Origin of the sequence: Achromobacter sp. B7 (genome assembly GCF_003600685.1) — a bacterium.
Taxonomy (GTDB): domain Bacteria; phylum Pseudomonadota; class Gammaproteobacteria; order Burkholderiales; family Burkholderiaceae_B; genus Achromobacter; species Achromobacter spanius_B.
Window position 1 is genome coordinate 224,734 of the sequence record NZ_CP032084.1, and the last position, 15,148, is coordinate 239,881.

12 protein-coding genes are annotated in these 15,148 nt (G+C 65.8%); 11 read left to right on the forward strand and 1 reads right to left on the reverse strand.

The genetic code is table 11. The features are described from left to right. The first annotated feature begins 30 nt into the window (after nucleotides 1-30). The 5 genes from DVB37_RS01080 to DVB37_RS01105 all read left to right on the forward strand — a co-directional run bounded on the left by DVB37_RS01080 (nucleotide 31) and on the right by DVB37_RS01105 (nucleotide 6,336). Entirely contained in the window at nucleotides 31-903 is an 873-nt protein-coding gene (locus DVB37_RS01080) for a PhaM family polyhydroxyalkanoate granule multifunctional regulatory protein (protein ID WP_120153462.1), read from the forward strand. 66 nt (nucleotides 904-969) lie between these two features. After that, a complete protein-coding gene (glmU, locus tag DVB37_RS01085; RefSeq protein ID WP_046805302.1) occupies nucleotides 970-2,343 on the forward strand; it encodes a bifunctional UDP-N-acetylglucosamine diphosphorylase/glucosamine-1-phosphate N-acetyltransferase GlmU in 1,374 nt (457 codons plus the stop codon). Further along, nucleotides 2,343-3,857 (forward strand): MFS transporter, encoded by a 1,515-nt coding sequence (locus DVB37_RS01095; protein WP_240434021.1) that lies wholly within the window; start codon nucleotides 2,343-2,345, stop codon nucleotides 3,855-3,857. The genes glmU and DVB37_RS01095 overlap by 1 nt, the downstream gene beginning before the upstream one ends. 101 nt (nucleotides 3,858-3,958) lie before the next feature. Continuing rightward, on the forward strand, nucleotides 3,959-5,281 hold the full coding sequence (locus DVB37_RS01100; protein WP_104144722.1) for a UDP-glucose/GDP-mannose dehydrogenase family protein: 1,323 nt from the start codon (nucleotides 3,959-3,961) through the stop codon (nucleotides 5,279-5,281). After that, on the forward strand, nucleotides 5,278-6,336 hold the full coding sequence (locus DVB37_RS01105; RefSeq protein WP_120153464.1) for a glycosyltransferase family 4 protein: 1,059 nt from the start codon (nucleotides 5,278-5,280) through the stop codon (nucleotides 6,334-6,336). Before DVB37_RS01100 ends, DVB37_RS01105 begins: the two co-directional genes overlap by 4 nt. Before the next feature lie 115 nt (nucleotides 6,337-6,451). Here the strand turns inward: DVB37_RS01105 and DVB37_RS01110 are convergent, their stop codons facing one another. Then, nucleotides 6,452-6,952, reverse strand: coding sequence for an Lrp/AsnC family transcriptional regulator (locus DVB37_RS01110; protein WP_120153467.1), 501 nt, complete (start codon nucleotides 6,950-6,952; stop codon nucleotides 6,452-6,454). Between the two features lie 150 nt (nucleotides 6,953-7,102). On the opposite strand from DVB37_RS01110, the gene glmS reads away from it, so the two are divergent. The 6 genes from glmS (at nucleotide 7,103) to DVB37_RS01140 (ending at nucleotide 14,788) form a co-directional block, all read left to right on the forward strand. After that, nucleotides 7,103-8,935, forward strand: a complete 1,833-nt coding sequence (gene glmS / locus DVB37_RS01115) for a glutamine--fructose-6-phosphate transaminase (isomerizing) (RefSeq protein ID WP_104144725.1) — start codon at nucleotides 7,103-7,105, stop codon at nucleotides 8,933-8,935. 48 nt (nucleotides 8,936-8,983) lie between these two features. Then, a complete protein-coding gene (locus DVB37_RS01120) occupies nucleotides 8,984-9,916 on the forward strand; it encodes a LysR family transcriptional regulator (RefSeq protein ID WP_120153469.1) in 933 nt (310 codons plus the stop codon). A gap of 243 nt (nucleotides 9,917-10,159) precedes the next feature. After that, nucleotides 10,160-12,187, forward strand: coding sequence for an FUSC family protein (locus tag DVB37_RS01125; RefSeq protein ID WP_120153471.1), 2,028 nt, complete (start codon nucleotides 10,160-10,162; stop codon nucleotides 12,185-12,187). Further along, nucleotides 12,177-12,371, forward strand: coding sequence for a DUF1656 domain-containing protein (locus DVB37_RS01130; RefSeq protein WP_120153473.1), 195 nt, complete (start codon nucleotides 12,177-12,179; stop codon nucleotides 12,369-12,371). Before DVB37_RS01125 ends, DVB37_RS01130 begins: the two co-directional genes overlap by 11 nt. Continuing rightward, a complete protein-coding gene (locus tag DVB37_RS01135) occupies nucleotides 12,364-13,293 on the forward strand; it encodes an HlyD family secretion protein (RefSeq protein WP_120153475.1) in 930 nt (309 codons plus the stop codon). Before DVB37_RS01130 ends, DVB37_RS01135 begins: the two co-directional genes overlap by 8 nt. A gap of 10 nt (nucleotides 13,294-13,303) precedes the next feature. Beyond that, entirely contained in the window at nucleotides 13,304-14,788 is a 1,485-nt protein-coding gene (locus DVB37_RS01140) for an efflux transporter outer membrane subunit (protein ID WP_120153477.1), read from the forward strand. Nucleotides 14,789-15,148: the final 360 nt, after the last annotated feature.

Genomic DNA, 15,148 nt, shown 5'->3' on the forward strand with positions numbered 1-15,148 from the left:
CGGCGGCACTAGTCTTTGGGGAGACCTGGCATGAGCGACCAATTCACCAACCCGTTCGTCCTTCCTGGCATGGGGCAGAATTCCGATCTGTCGGGCAACCCCTTGCTGGCCAGCATGGAAATGATGCGCCAGGCCTGGGCGGGGTTGACCGGCCCGGGCGGCCTGGCCAGCAGCCTGCCGATGGCGCCTCCCATGAATCTTGAAGACCTGGACCGCCGTATCGCCGAATTGCGCTCGGTGGAGAACTGGCTGCGCATGAACTTGTCGATGCTGTCCTCCACCATTCAAGGCATGGAAGTGCAGCGCTCCACGATCAGCACGCTGCGCGCCTTTGTGGACAGCGCGGCCAGCATGGACATGAACGCCGTGCGCGATAGCGGCGCGGCCTCGCCGCTGGAAGTGGTGCTGGGTTTGAAGCCCGCGCCGAAGTCCGCCGCCAGGCCGGCATCGTCGGGTTCGTCCGCGTCATCATCATCGTCTGCATTCAGCGCGCGCGATGACAAGCCTCAAGACGCGCCGCCAGCCGATGCCACTGCGGACGCCACCAACGCCACCAACCCCAACAACGCGGCCGCGTCCGAATCTGCCGGGCCGGGCATGACCGAGCAGATGGGCGCCGCCGCCCAGTCCGCCTCCAAGGCCTGGTGGGATCTGCTGCAGCAGCAGTTCAACCAGATCGCCGCCGCCACCGCCGCGTCCATGCCGACCAACCCCGCCGCGCCAACGGCCGGTGACGACGCCGGTCAATCCAAACCCAAGGACACCAAGGCCGCCGCCAAGTCCGAGCCCAAGGCTTCCAAGCCCGCCGCCCGCAAGACCGCGGCCAAGTCCGCTTCGAAGAGCGCCGCCAAGACCGCTCCTCGGGCCTCCAAGAAAACCGGGCCTGCCGACGGCAAGCCCTGATCTCCTTCCAATCGACTCGCGTCGGTCGCAAGGCCGTTTGCGCCGTCTCTTAACCTATCTGAACCTATGCTTAATGTAGTGATCCTCGCCGCCGGACTGGGCAAACGCATGCAGTCCAACCTTCCCAAAGTGCTGCACACGCTGGCCGGCAAACCCATGCTGGCCCATGTGCTGGACAGCGCGCGGCAGCTGAAACCCGCGCGCATCATCGTTGTGGTGGGCCACGGCGCGGACCGCGTCAAACAGGACTTTGAAGGCCAGCCGGATCTGCACTTCGTGTTGCAGCAGCCGCAGCAAGGCACCGGCCACGCCGTGCAGCAGGCGGTGCCGCTGCTGCAAGAAGGCAATGGCAAGGACGATGTCACGCTGGTGCTGTACGGCGACGTGCCGCTGGTGCAGCCCGACACGCTGCAACGCCTGCTGGATGCGCGCGGCGCGGGCGCCGCCGTCTTGACCGAAGTGCTGGACGATTCCACCGGCTATGGCCGCATCGTGCGCGATGACAAGGGCAACGTGTGCCGCATCGTTGAACACAAGGATGCGTCGGACGCCGAACACGCCATCAAGGAAGTGAACACCGGCATCCTGACCGCGCCGACCGCCAAGCTGAAAGACTGGCTGACCCGCATCGACAACAAGAATGCGCAAGGCGAGTACTACCTGACCGACGTGGTGGGCCTGGCCGTGGCCGATGGCGTGCCCGTGGGCGCGGCGCAGCCGGGCGCGGGCTGGGAAACGCTGGGCGTGAACAGCCGCGTGCAGCAGGCCGAACTGGAACGCCGCTGGCAGGGCGAACAGGCCCGCCGCCAGCTTGAAGCCGGCGTCACGCTGGCCGACCCGGCCCGTTTCGACGTGCGCGGCACGCTGTCTTGCGGGCGCGATGTGTTCATCGACGTGGGCTGCGTATTCGAAGGCAACGTCACGCTGGCGGACGGCGTGCGTGTCGGCCCGCATTGCGTGTTGCGCGACGTCAGCGTCGGCGCGGGCACGCAGATTGAAGCGTTCAGCCATTTGCAGCAGGCCGAAGTGGGCCGCGATGCGCGCGTGGGTCCGTATGCCCGCCTGCGTCCGGGCGCTGAATTGGGCGACCGCAGCCATGTGGGCAACTTCGTCGAAATCAAAAAGAGCGTGCTGGGCGCCGACAGCAAGGCCAACCACCTGGCCTACATCGGCGATGCCGACATTGGCGAACGCGTCAACGTGGGCGCGGGCACCATCACCTGCAATTACGATGGCGTGAACAAGCACCGCACCGTCATCGAAGACGACGCCTTCATCGGCTCGGACACGCAGTTGGTGGCCCCGGTGCGCGTCGGCCGTGGCGCCACGCTGGGCGCCGGCACCACGCTTACCCGGGATGCGCCGGCCGACAAGCTGACCGTCTCGCGCGCCAAGCAGCTTACCGTTGAGGGTTGGCAGCGTCCCGCGAAGAAGTCGTGATGGCGCAGAACGACCCTGCCTCGGACAACGCCTCGGGCGGCCCCCGGGGCGCTTCCAACAGCAGCGCCAACGGCGGCCCCAACAGCAGCCCCAGCGGCAGCGCCAACAGCAGCCCCAACAGCAGCCCAAACAGCAGCGCCAACAGCAGCCCCAACGGCAGCGCCAAAAGCGCGCTGCCCGACGGCTTGCCGGCGCCGCGTCGGTACTGGGCGGCCGCCACCGTCATGACAGGGATCAGCCTGTCGGTGCTGGACACCACCATCGCCAACGTGGCCTTGCCCACGATTTCCGTCGACCTGAACGCATCCCCGGCGCAGGCCGTGTGGATCGTCAACGCCTACAACCTGGCGGTGGTGATGGCGCTGCTGCCGCTGTCGGCGCTGGCCGAACGCATCGGCTTTCGCCGCATGTTCACCTTCGGCCTGATCCTGTTCACGCTGGCATCGCTAGGCTGTGCGCTGGCCGGCACGCTGTGGCAGCTGACCGCCGCGCGCGTGTTCCAGGGCGTGGGCGCCGCCACGCTGATGTGCATGTTCGGTGGCCTCGTGCGCAACATCTATCCGCTGCACATGCTGGGCCGAGGCATCAGCATCAACGCCACCACGGTGGCCGTGATGTCGGTGCTTGGGCCCACCATCGGGTCCGCCATCCTGTCGGTGGCCCCGTGGCCGTGGATCTTCGCCGTCAATCTTCCGATCTGCGTGCTGGCCATGTTCGGCCTGCGCCACCTGCCCGAAGTGCCGCGCAACGATGTGAAGCTGGACTGGATCAGCGCCTTGCTGTGCATGGCGACGCTGGGCGTCTTCATTTCCGGCGTCGACATGATGGGGCAGGATCTGCTGCGCGGTATCGGCCTGGTGGCCATTGCGACCGTGGCGGGGCTGGTGCTGGTGCGCCGCGCGCGCAAGCAGCCGGCGCCGCTGGTGCCGGTGGACCTGCTGCGCATCCGGCCACTGGCCTTTGCCGTGGGGGCGTCCGCCTGCACGTTCGCCGCGCAGATGGCGTCGTATGTCTCGCTGCCGTTCTATTTCCAGCAGGTGCTGGGCCGGCCCTATCTGGAAGTGGGCATGCTGATGGGCGCCTGGCCCGTGGGCACGGCCATCATCGCCCCGCTGGCGGGCCGCCTGTCTGACCGCTACTCGGCCGCCACCTTGAGCGGCGTGGGGGCGGCGACGATGGTGATCGGCATGCTGTGGCTGACCTTGTTGCCGGCCACGGTGTCCAACTGGCCCATCGTGGCCGGCATGTTCGTGGCGGGCGTGGGCTTCGGCTTCTTCCAGACCCCGAACAACCGCGCCATGCTGTCGGCCGCGCCCCGCTCTCGCAGCGGCGCGGCCGGCGGCTTGCAGGCCACCACGCGCGTTTTCGGCCAAAGTTTCGGCACCGCGCTGGTGGCCATCGCGTTCAGCGTCAGCCTGGCGCATGGCCCCGGGCTGGCGCTGGTGCTGGGCACCATTTGCGCGGCGCTGGCGGTGGTGGTGAATACGGTTCGATTCAACAAACTGCGTGCCTAGCGGCCGTTGCGCCCCTGGGTCCCGGCCGCTTCTATAATGGCGGCCGGCGCCTGCTTCCCTTTGCCAGGCGCGCGAAATTCCTTATTTGAAGGCGTGCAGGCATGAAAATCACGGTCGTGGGTACCGGTTACGTTGGGTTGGTGTCGGGAGCGTGCCTGGCCGACATGGGCAACGACGTCATGTGTCTGGACCTGGACGAGGCAAAAATCGCCCTCCTGCGCCAGGGTGGCATCCCGATCTACGAGCCCGGCCTGGAAGACCTGGTCCGCCGCAACGTGCAGGCGGGCCGCCTGCAATTCACGGACGACGTCGCGCAGAGCGTGGCCTTTGGCGACGTGCAGTTCATTGCCGTGGGCACCCCGCCTGGCGAAGACGGCTCGGCCGACCTGAAGTACGTGCTGGCGGCCGCGCAGAACATCGCGCGCCACATGACGTCGCGCAAGCTGATCGTGGACAAGTCCACCGTGCCGGTGGGCACCGCCGACAAGGTGCGCGCCGTGGTGGCCAAGGAACTGGACGCGCGCGGGGTCGACATCCCCTTCAGCGTGGCGTCCAACCCCGAATTCCTGAAGGAAGGCGCGGCCATCAATGACTTCATGAGCCCCGACCGCGTAATCGTCGGCGCCGACGACGACTACACCGTCGGCGTCATGCGCCGCATCTACGAGCCCTTCCAGCGCACGCACGACCGCCTGATGGTGATGGACGTGCGTTCGGCCGAGCTGACCAAGTACGCCGCCAACGCCATGCTGGCCACGCGTATCTCGTTCATGAACGAAATGGCGAACCTGGCCGAAGCGCTGGGCGCCGACATCGAGCAGGTGCGCCGTGGCATCGGCGCGGACCCGCGCATCGGCTACCACTTCCTGTACCCGGGCGCCGGCTACGGCGGTTCCTGCTTTCCGAAAGACGTGCAGGCGCTGGTCAATACGGCCGCCGAGAATTCACTGCCGATGCGCGTCATCGAAGCGGCCGAAGCCGCCAACCACGCGCAGAAATTCCGCTTGTCCGAAAAGCTGGTTGCGCGCTACGGCGAAGACCTGCGCGGCCGCAAGATCGCGTTGTGGGGCCTGTCCTTCAAGCCCAACACCGACGACATGCGTGAGGCGCCCAGCCTGACCGTCATTGCCGAACTGACCCGGCGCGGCGCCGAAGTGCGCGCCTACGACCCCGTTGCCATGCACGAGGCCGCCCGCGTGATGGTCGGGCAGCCCGGCATCAGTTTCGCCACCGATATGTACGACGCGCTGGACGGCGCCGACGCACTGCTGATCGCCACGGAATGGAAAGTCTTCCGCGCCCCGGACTTCGACCGCGTGAAGGCCCTGCTGAAAACGCCGCTGATCATCGACGGCCGCAACCTCTACACGCCGGCCGACGTGCGCGGCATGGGCTTCGAGTATTCCGGTATCGGACGCGCATGAAGATCCTGCAACTGAACTTCGAAAAAGGCTGGCGCGGCGGCGAACGGCAGACGCTGTATTGCATGCGCGCGTTCCGCAAGGCCGGCCACGATGTCGAAGTGATGTGCCGGGAAGGCGCCCCGTTGGCCGAACGCGCGCGCCAGGAAGGGTTTGTGGCGCATACGCGGCGCAACGTGCCCGGGCAGCTGGCGTTTCTGGCGGGTGCCGGCCGCTATGACATCATCCACGCGCAAACCGCCAACACCATCACGTGGGCCGTGCTGACCAAATGGCTGCATCGCCGCCCCGTGGTGTTCTCGCGGCGCACGTCGTTCGTGGTCAAGCCCGGCGACGAATGGAAAACCGGCTTCAAGTGGCGCCACGCCAACCTGTTCGTGGCCATCAGCGAGATGGCCGCCAGCGAACCACGCCGGCTGGGCATTGAGCCCGTCATCATCCGCAGCGCGGTCGAACCGCACGCCATCAACGCCGAGAACGTCGCCAACCTGGTGCGTGAATTCGACCTGAGCGGCAAGAAAGTCATGGCCACGTCCGCCGCGCTGATCCGCGACAAAGACCCCGTGACGCTCGTGCGGGCCGTAGGCGAGTTGGCCAAGACCCGCCGCGACTTCGTCTTCCTGCACTTTGGCGCCGGCGGCGACCGCGAACAGCAGGCCAAAGACGAAGCCCGCCGCCTGGGCATCGAAGACGTCTACCGCTTTGCGGGCTTTCGCAAAGGCGTCGAAGACTTCTACAGCATCCTTGACGTGTTCGTCATGAGCTCCGAAGAAGAAGCGCTGGGCAGCAGCGTGCTGGACGCCTTCTTGCAGCATGTGCCGGTGGTGTCCACCGATGCGGGCGGCCTGAAGGAAAGTCTGGCCGACGGCCGCGGCGTGCTGGTGGCCGTGGGCGACCACCAGGCCATGGCCGCCGGCATGGCCCGCTGCCTGGACGACGTGGCCTTCCGGCAAGACATCACACAACGCGCGTACGAGTACGTGAAAAGCGAACACGACGTGCAGAAGATGGGCAACCGCTATCTGGCGCAGTTCGAGCGCTTGTTGGGTCCCGCCTAGCCTCTAAACGTTTTTTGCTCGACGCGGGGTAGTCCAAACCCGCTGCGGGCCTGTTGCTGGCGAATAGCGCCCGCGAGGCACAAGGGGACAACCTTGCGTCCACGCCGATCCCGCTTCACTCCCTGACATCAATCCGCGTTTCGAATTTTGCCCGGTGCACCGAAAAGAACGTGCGCACGTTGCGCACGTTGGCCTGGGCGGTGAACGCGCGGTGGACCAGCGCGTGATAGGCGGGCATGTCCTTTACTTGGGCGATCACCACGAAATCCGGTCCGGGCGACACCCGGTAGCACTGCAAGACCGCGGGCTCGGTCAGCATGCTTTGCTCGAACGCGTCCAGGCTTTCGGCGGCCTGGACGTCCAGGGTGATTTCCACGATTGCCGTCAACGTGCTGCCCAGCTTTTCGGCCGCCAGGATGGCGACTTGGCGGGCGATGACGCCTTCGTCCACCAGGCGCCGCACGCGACGCAGGCACGTGGGAGGCGACGCATGCACGCGCGCGGCCAGGTCCTGATTCGTCAGTGAACTGTCTACTTGAAGTTGCTCAAGGATACGCAGGTCCAGATCGTCCAGTTCCGGCTGCGGCAAAGCGGGAGGGTGCGTCGGGTTTTGCATGATTAATTCAAAAATCTCGGTTCTACGAAAGATAATTTAATCACAAATACGTAAGTAAATTAAATTCCAAACGAAGCAATAATAAGAAATCATATTTCTTGGCGCCTCGCGCACAATGCGTCGGTACCCGAACTTAAGTGGAGTTTTCCTATGTGCGGCATTGTTGGCGCCGTCGCCCAGCGCGACATCACCCCGATCCTGGTTGAAGGCCTGAAGCGGCTGGAGTATCGCGGCTACGACTCCTGCGGCGTCGCCGTGTATGCAGACGGCCACCTGCGCCGCACGCGCAGCACGCAGCGCGTTGCCGAGCTGGCCGACCAGGTTGCCCAGGACAAGGTCCAGGGCTTTACCGGCATTGCGCACACGCGCTGGGCCACGCACGGCGTGCCCGCCACGCACAACGCGCACCCGCACTTTTCGCACCTGGGCAATGAAGAGCCCCGTATTGCGCTGGTGCACAACGGCATCATCGAAAACCACGACGAACTGCGTGCCGAACTGCAAGCCGTCGGCTATGTGTTCGAAAGCCAGACCGACACCGAAGTCATTGCGCACCTGGTGAACCACCTGTACGCGGGCGACCTGTTCGAAGCCGTGCAAAACGCCGTGCGCCGCCTGCATGGCGCTTATGCGATTGCCGTGTTCTGCCGCGATGAACCGCATCGCGTCGTGGGCGCGCGCCAAGGCTCGCCGCTGGTGGTGGGCGTGGGCCAGAACGAAAACTTCCTGGCGTCCGACGCGCTGGCGCTGGCCGGCACCACGGACCAGATCATCTATCTGGAAGATGGCGACGTTGTCGACCTGCAACTGTCGCGTGTGTGGATCGTGGACGCCAACGGCAAGAACGTGGACCGCGAGGTGCACACCGTGCACGTGCACACGGGCGCGGCCGAACTCGGCCCGTACCGCCACTACATGCAAAAGGAAATCTTCGAACAGCCGCGCGCCGTGGGCGATACGCTGCAAGACATCGAATCGATCACGCCCGAGCTGTTCGGCGACGATGCCTACAAGATCTTCAAGGACATCGATTCGCTGCTGATCCTGGCTTGCGGCACCAGCTACTACGCCGGCCTGACCGCCAAGTACTGGATCGAATCCATTGCCAAGATTCCGGTGGCCGTGGAAATCGCCAGCGAATACCGCTACCGCGACAGCGTGCCGAACCCGCGCTCGCTGGTCGTCACGATTTCGCAGTCGGGCGAAACCGCCGACACGCTGGCCGCGCTCAAGCACGCGCGTTCGCTGGGCATGGACAAGACGCTGACCATCTGCAACGTGTCCACCAGCGCCATGGTGCGCGAATGCAAGCTGTCGTACATCACGCGCGCCGGTGTTGAAATCGGCGTGGCCTCGACCAAGGCCTTCACCACGCAGCTGACCGCGCTGTTCCTGCTGACGCTGGCGCTGGCGCAAGTGCGCGGCCACCTCAGCGAAGAACAAGAAGCCGACCACCTGAAGGCGCTGCGTCACCTGCCGGTGGCCATCGGTTCGGTGCTGGCGCTGGAACCCCAGATCATGGCGTGGGCCGACCGCTTTGCGTCCAAGGAAAACGCCTTGTTCCTGGGCCGTGGCATGCACTATCCGATCGCCCTGGAAGGCGCGTTGAAGCTCAAGGAAATCAGCTACATCCACGCCGAAGCCTACCCGGCCGGCGAACTCAAGCACGGCCCCCTGGCGCTGGTGACCGAGCACATGCCCGTCGTTACCATCGCGCCCAAGGACGAGCTGCTTGAAAAGCTGAAGTCCAATATGCAGGAAGTGCGCGCACGCGGCGGCGAGCTGTATGTGTTTGCCGATGCCGACAGCAAGATCCAAAGCGCCGAAGGCATGCACGTGATCCGCATGCCGGAAAACTACGGCAAGCTGTCGCCCATCCTGCACACGATCCCGCTGCAACTGCTGTCGTACCACACGGCATGCGCGCGCGGCACCGACGTGGACAAGCCGCGCAACCTGGCCAAGAGCGTCACGGTGGAATAACGCCGAGGTTCATCTTTCAGGTTCTGAAAACGAGAAAAAGGGGCTGCCATGCCACGTCCCGATCTCAATCTTCTGCTGGCGCTCGATGCGCTGCTCGACGAGGGCAGCGTCATCGGCGCCGCGCGCCGCATGCACCTGAGCGCGCCGGCGATGAGCCGCACCTTGAGCCGCATCCGGGAGGCGCTGGGCGATCCCGTGTTCGTCCAGGTCGGTCGCAAGCTCATGCCGACACCGAAAGCGTTGGCATTGCGCGAGCAAGTGCGCGCGGCGGTCGAACAGGCCTCGCAGGTGTTCGCTACCGATGCCCAGATCGACCTGAAATTGCTGGATCGGCGTTTCAATGTCCGCGCCACCGATGAGTTTGTGAGCATCCATCTGGGTCATCTCCTGGATGCGATGGCGCGCGAGATGCCACGGGCGATGCTGCGCTTTTCGCCAGAGGAAGACGACGTGGACGAAGAGGCGCTGCGCAGTGGCCGCATCGACCTGTTCATCAGCGCCTCGCGCAAGCTGGGGCCCGAGATTCGTGTGCAGCCCCTGTTCACCACGACGTTCGTGGGCGTCGCGCGCGCCAACCATCCGATTTTCGACGACGAGATCACGTCCGAACGCCTCACGCGCTGGGAACACATCAACGTGTCGCGGCGCGGCAAGGCCGCGGGGCCGCTCGATGCCGCGCTGGAGGCGCAGGGGCTGCGTCGGCACGTTGCCCTGGTAGTGCCCAATCCGTACACGGCGCTGTTCGCGTTGCAGGATTCGGATCTGCTGCTGCCCTTGCCCCGGCATCTGGCCAGCACCGCGCTGTCCGCGGGCCTGCGCATTCGCGTGTTCGACCTGCCGACACCGCTGGAAACGGTGCTGCTGACACAGGCCTGGCACCCGCGCCTGGAGGGCGATCCCGCCCATCAATGGCTGCGGCAGACCATTCATACGCTTTGCAACGAGAGCCAGGCGCAGGCGGCCAAGCGCGCCAAGCCATAGCGCAAAGCTTGCCCCGATGCGTGCGTATCGCGCAATCGTTCGAGTGCAGTAAATACACTTTTCGGAATGATCGGCCCTGCCTACAGTGACGCGTATTGATCACTGTAGAAGGGTTGCATCGTGCAGTCGGCGAACGTGCCTGAAGCGAATTCGGGCGTCTTTCCACGCCTTTCCCGGTTTCGCGAGCGGTTGGCGCGTGGGCTGCCATATCTCGATCTGACGACGCCACGCGCGACCTATGTGATGCGTTCGATCCTGGCCGCCTGGCTGGCCTTGGTGGTGGCTTATCTGCTGGAACTGCACGCGCCCTACGCGGCGGCTTCCAGCGTGCTGCTGGTCATCAACCCTGTCCAGGGCGGCGTGATCGGCAAGGGGGTGTGGCGGGTGCTGGGCACGCTGGCCGGAATGCTGGCCGCCTTCGTCCTGATGAGCGCCTTCGGGCAGATGCCCTGGCTTTTCCTGCTCGGGTTCGGCGTATGGCTGGGGGTGTGCGTGGTGGGCATGACGCTGCTGCGTCATTTCCGGGCCTATGGCGCCACGCTGGCGGGCTACACCGTGGGCTTGGCGGCCTACGGCGCCATGCAGCATCCGGAACGCACCTTCGATCAGGTGATGGGGCGCGGCGCGTCGGTGCTGGTCGGCGTGGTCTGCCTGGCGCTGGTGTCGGCCCTGTTCAGCAGCCGCAGCGTGCATAGCCGCCTGGCCATACTGCTCGACCGCCTTGCGGCCGCCACGGCGGGCGTGCTGGCAACGCATCACCAGGCCATTCAAGGTAGCGCGGCGCCGGGCGCCAAGCCGCTTGACGCCGGACGGCGTTCGCTTATCACCGAGCTGTATGGCGTGGACGATCTGCTGGCGCTGGGCAAGGCCGAGTCCGCCGATCTGGCCCACCGTGCCGGCACGGTGCGGCACACGATGGTGTCGTTGTTTTCCGCCTTGGTGGGCGGCGCGCCGCCCTGGTGCGAACACCGCGCCGGCCTCGCTGCGCTTAGTGCGTTGCAGCCGGAATGGGAGCAGGCATGGCGGGAGGTTGCTGAGGCTTTGGGGCAGGAACGCGGCCCGACCGATCGCGGCCCGACCGCAACGACGCGTGCCATCGGGCGGCTGATCGACCTGCGCGCCCGGCTGGTGGCCGTCCTTTCCTCGGCCTCGCTGGACGATGCCTCCGAGCAGGCCGCGCTCATGATCGCCGGCGATCGCCTGATCGAGCAGTTGGACGATTACCTGCAAGCCATCGACGGCATCAAGCGTTTCCACCAGCCCAGGCCGACGCCGGCGCGCGTCTCCGTGCCGTTTCACCGCGACACGGTGGCGGCTTTCCAGAATGGCGTGCGCGCGCTGTTGACGGTGTTGATGGGCGGCGCCTTCTGGATCGCCACCGGCTGGACGGAAGGCAACATGATGCTGGCGGGCTTGGCGGCGGCATGCGCCCTGCTGTCCACCGCGCCTAATCCCGCGCTGGGTGCCGTCGAATTCATCAAGGGCACGGTGGCCGCCGTGGCGATGGCCTTTCTGTGCACCTTCATCGTGCTGCCGCACGTCTCGGGCCTGCCGCTGCTGCTGGTCGTCCTGGGCCTGTTCTGGCTGCCCGGTGTGTATGCCACCACGATGCCGCGTTATGCGCTGGCGGGCGTGGCGTATCTGGTGGCGTTCACGACACTGGCGGCGGCGGACAACCCCATGCGCTACGACTTTGCACTGTTCCTCAATGGCGCCGTGGCGTGGGTCCTGGCGACATGTTTCACGCTGCTTGGCTTCAGGATCGTGCTTCCGCGCAATGGGGCGCGCGACGTCACGCGCTTGCGCCGGCGCATCCGCGACGCGGCGCTGGGCACCTTGCGCGGCGTGCCGCCCGATGCATCGGCCTGGCAATGGCGACAACAACACCGCATCGCGCAACTGGGCGCCTTGCTCAGGACGCAGCCGCAGGCGATGGATCGCGCCATCGCCCAGGCGCTGGCGAGCCTGCATCTGGGTCGGGAAATCCTGCGCCTGCGACGCTGGCTGCGCCAGGCGCCGCAGCACGCCGAGTGGCCGCGCGTGGTGGCGCGCACGCTGCGCCATCTGCGCCGGCGGGTAGGGGATCCCGCGCGGGCCGCACGCCATGCCCGCCGCGCCGCAGCCGCCTTGGCGCGCTTGCCGGTGCGGTCCGGCGCCACGACGGATGACGTGCGGCGCGTGAGGGTCGTGCTGCTCGACATCGCCGCGCTGCTGGAACGCCATGCGAACGACGTCCCGTACCCCTCTGAAGGCCACACCCATGCTCAGTGAATTTTCGTTGGGCGGCATCTACCTGCCGCCGTTCTTTGTCTACGCCTGCCTGGCCTTGCCGATCTATATGGGCCTTCGCTTTGTGCTGGCGCGTTGCGGGCTGCTGCGTTGGGTGTGGCATCCGGGTCTGTTCGAGTTCGCCATTTCCCTTTGCCTTGTTTCCCTGTTGGTGCTTTATGTCTGAACGCTTATTTCCCGCCAAGCTGCTGCTGCGGGCAGGACTCACCCTTGCGGTGGTCGTTGCTGCCGGCTTTCTGGTCACTGCGCTGTGGCGCGCCTACGTCGTCGCCCCGTGGACCCGTGATGGCCGTGTCAGCGCGCAAATCGTACGTATCGCTCCCGAGGTGTCAGGCACCGTCGTCCAGGTCTCGGTCATGGACGATCAATACGTCAAACAGGGCGACCTGCTCTATCGCATCGACAATGCCGGCTTCGCGCTGGCATTGGCCCAGGCCGAAGCGCAGTTGGCGTCAGCCGAGGTGTTCTTGCGCCAGAAAACCGAAGAGGCGCGGCGGCGCCGTGGCATGGAAAGCCTGGTGCCGGCCGAGGACATCCAGCGGGCGAACCAGGCGGTCGCCATCGCGCGGTCCGACCTACGCAGTGCACAGGTCGCCGTGGACAGGGCGAAGCTGGATCAAGCACGCACCGAACTGCGCGCGCCAACCGATGGCTACATCACGCGCCTGAGGTTGAACAAGGGCGACTACGCCGTGACGGGCCAGCCCAACATCGCGCTGATCGATGCCCACAGCTTCTGGATCACCGGTTACTTCGAGGAAACCAAACTGCGCGGCATCCAACCCGGTGCGGCGGCGCGGATCCGCCTGATGGGGTTCGACCAGGTATTGCCGGGGCGGGTGGCCAGCATCGGGCGAGGCATTACCGACAGCAACCAGCAGGCCGACGCGCAGGGTCTGCCCAGCGTGGAACCCAGCTTCAGCTGGGTCCGGCTGGCGCAGCGCATCCCGGTGCGCATCGAGTTCGAGCATGTCCCGCATGACGTCGTGCTGGCGGCCGGCATGACCGGCAGCATCGAGGTCACGCCCTCGGCGGGTACGCCGGTGCCGCAGGGTCGGCTGATCTCGCTGCTGCACGGCTGGTTGTAAGGACAAGGCCATGCATGTACCCATCCCTCGCACGCAAGCACGCCTTCGGCAGGCACCGCTTCCTTTTCTGTTGGCATTGCTGGCCGGCTGCACTGCCGTCGGCCCGGACTACCGCACGCCGACGCTGGATGTGCCCGCGCACTGGATTGAGGCCGACGCCGCCATGTCCGATGGCGACCACGATGGTTTGCGCACCTGGTGGCGCGCCTTCCAGGACCCCTTGCTGGACCGGCTGGTCGAACAGACCCTGGCGCACAATCAGGATCTGGACATCGCCTTGGCACGCCTGCGTCAGGCACGCGCCGAGCGCGTGCAAATTGCCTCGGCCGCCCTGCCCGAGGTCTCGGTCGGCGCCGCCGGCGAGTCCGCACTCGGCAGCAAGGCACTGAGCTCGCAGCCGGGCGGGCGGGCGCGAACCTGGCATCTGGGGTTCGATGCGAGTTGGGAGCTGGACCTGTTTGGCGGCACGCGCCGCGCGGTCGAGGCCGCCGACGCCGGTATCCAGGCGTTGGCCGAGGACCATCGTGCGCTGCAAGTGAGCCTGGTGGCCGAACTGGTGTCCGACTACGCCGGGCTGCGCGCCGCGCAACTGCGCCTGGCCATCGCGCAAGACAACATTCGTTCGTTGGCCGAGGCTGAACGCTTGGCCGAGCAGGCGCACCGCGGTGGTCTGGGCACGCTGGCCGACGTTACCCAGGCCCGTGCCGAGCGCGAGATTGCCGAGGCGCAGCCGCCCCTGCGGGAAGCAGACATCGCCCGTTTCAGCCATGCCATCGGTGTGCTGACGGGCGGGTTTCCCGGGGACTGGCATGCAGCCCTCGCAACGTCCGCGCCAGCGTTGCCCATGCCGGCCGACTTGCCGCTGTCATTGCCTTCGGCCGTCATTCGCCAACGCCCCGACCTGCGCGCGGACGAACGGCGCCTGGCCGCCGCCACGGCGCAAATCGGCGTGGCACAGGCCGCACGCTTTCCCACATTCCGTATTCCCTTGGGATTCGGCACCACCGCCAGCGTCATCCACGACCTGTTCTCAGGCGCCAGCCTGGCATGGTCGGCGGCGATGCAGGGCAGCCAGTCTGTCTACGACGCCGGCAGCGCGCGAGCCGGCGTGGCCGCGGCACAGGCCAACGCCGACGCCGTGCGGCGCGTCTACGAGCGGGACGTGCGTTCGGCGCTGCGCGACGTAGAGGACGCCTTGACGGCATGGACCAGCGAACGCCAACGGCAAGCCGCGTTACAGAAAGCCGCGACCGCCAGCCAACTGGCCCTGCAACAAGCCACCCAGCTCTACGCGCGAGGGTTGAGCGCCTATCTGCCCGTGCTGGTGGCGCAGCGCAGCCTGAACCAGACGCGCGATGCCTTGGCGCTGAGTCAGGTGGCGCAACTACAGGGAGGCATAGCCTTGTACAAAGCGCTGGGCGCGGGCTGGTCGGACACGACATCGGTCGGCGAACCCGCCCAGGCGGCCGCCAAAGAAATATCGACGACGCAATGACGCCCTGATGCGGTGGAGACCTAAGTACGCGGCGCCGGCCATGAACGGTAAGCGTCTTTCATATCAAGCACTTGGCCCACCGCATGCGGTGGGCCAAGTGCGTTTGATGGCAGCTGTTTGCAGGGCATTATCCGGCCGATTATGGCTGCCTTGTACACAACGATTTTGCATTACAGAATTATTGCTTTAGGCTATTAATAAATTGCCGCTGAACGGGCATTATGTTTTTCAGTATGGTTAAACAAAAATAAGAAATACCCTTTTTTATATTCACTCACAATTACCCGGCGTTCCTGTGTTGCGGTTTGTGTAATGAATGTAATTATTTGAGGGAAATCCCGGGGTTTATTACGGGCGCTC

Bases quoted from the DNA above. Each gene is read 5' to 3' on its own strand.
- glmU (WP_046805302.1), top strand. From the start codon at position 970: ATGCTTAATGTAGTGATCCTCGCCGCCGGACTGGGCAAACGCATGCAG.
- DVB37_RS01135 (WP_120153475.1), top strand. From the start codon at position 12,364: ATGTCTGAACGCTTATTTCCCGCCAAGCTGCTGCTGCGGGCAGGACTC.
- DVB37_RS01140 (WP_120153477.1), top strand. From the start codon at position 13,304: ATGCATGTACCCATCCCTCGCACGCAAGCACGCCTTCGGCAGGCACCG.
- DVB37_RS01100 (WP_104144722.1), top strand. From the start codon at position 3,959: ATGAAAATCACGGTCGTGGGTACCGGTTACGTTGGGTTGGTGTCGGGA.
- DVB37_RS01105 (WP_120153464.1), top strand. From the start codon at position 5,278: ATGAAGATCCTGCAACTGAACTTCGAAAAAGGCTGGCGCGGCGGCGAA.
- DVB37_RS01130 (WP_120153473.1), top strand. From the start codon at position 12,177: ATGCTCAGTGAATTTTCGTTGGGCGGCATCTACCTGCCGCCGTTCTTT.
- DVB37_RS01095 (WP_240434021.1), top strand. From the start codon at position 2,343: ATGGCGCAGAACGACCCTGCCTCGGACAACGCCTCGGGCGGCCCCCGG.
- glmS (WP_104144725.1), top strand. From the start codon at position 7,103: ATGTGCGGCATTGTTGGCGCCGTCGCCCAGCGCGACATCACCCCGATC.
- DVB37_RS01110 (WP_120153467.1), bottom strand. From the start codon at position 6,952: ATGCAAAACCCGACGCACCCTCCCGCTTTGCCGCAGCCGGAACTGGAC.
- DVB37_RS01125 (WP_120153471.1), top strand. From the start codon at position 10,160: ATGCGTTCGATCCTGGCCGCCTGGCTGGCCTTGGTGGTGGCTTATCTG.
- DVB37_RS01120 (WP_120153469.1), top strand. From the start codon at position 8,984: ATGCCACGTCCCGATCTCAATCTTCTGCTGGCGCTCGATGCGCTGCTC.
- DVB37_RS01080 (WP_120153462.1), top strand. From the start codon at position 31: ATGAGCGACCAATTCACCAACCCGTTCGTCCTTCCTGGCATGGGGCAG.